Origin of the sequence: Rothia sp. HMSC066G07, from assembly GCF_001814485.1 — a bacterium.
Classification (GTDB): Bacteria; Actinomycetota; Actinomycetes; order Actinomycetales; family Micrococcaceae; genus Rothia.
This window is the reverse complement of the sequence record NZ_KV816929.1, coordinates 10,664-11,042: the sequence shown is the minus strand read 5'-3', so window position 1 is coordinate 11,042 and position 379 is coordinate 10,664. Positions and strand designations below refer to the sequence as shown.

The 379-nt window shown below is 52.8% G+C and carries 1 CRISPR repeat array.

The features are described 5' to 3' along the window. Positions 1-64 precede the first annotated feature (64 nt). Positions 65-379: direct repeats of the CRISPR family, unit length 28 nt; unit sequence CCCTCAATGAAAGTCCCTCCGAAAAGGA.

Sequence of the window (379 nt, the reverse complement as noted above, 5' to 3'; positions counted from 1 at the left end):
GAAAGTCCCTCCGAAAAGGAAGGGAAATTCCCGGGCTGGTTCTGCAATTAGCCGCGGGACTTTTCCCTCAATGAAAGTCCCTCCGAAAAGGAAGGGAAATCTGATCGTAATAACGACCCGGGCACGCGGTATTAAACCCTCAATGAAAGTCCCTCCGAAAAGGAAGGGAAATTTCGTGTGCAGGATGGTTACGCGGTCAACGTCAACCCTCAATGAAAGTCCCTCCGAAAAGGAAGGGAAATCTGCGTTGGCTCGTGAGGGCATGCTCGGCGAATCTGACCCTCAATGAAAGTCCCTCCGAAAAGGAAGGGAAATACCAGCGGCACGGATGATTACCCCTGGGCGGGCCAGCCCTCAATGAAAGTCCCTCCGAAAAGGA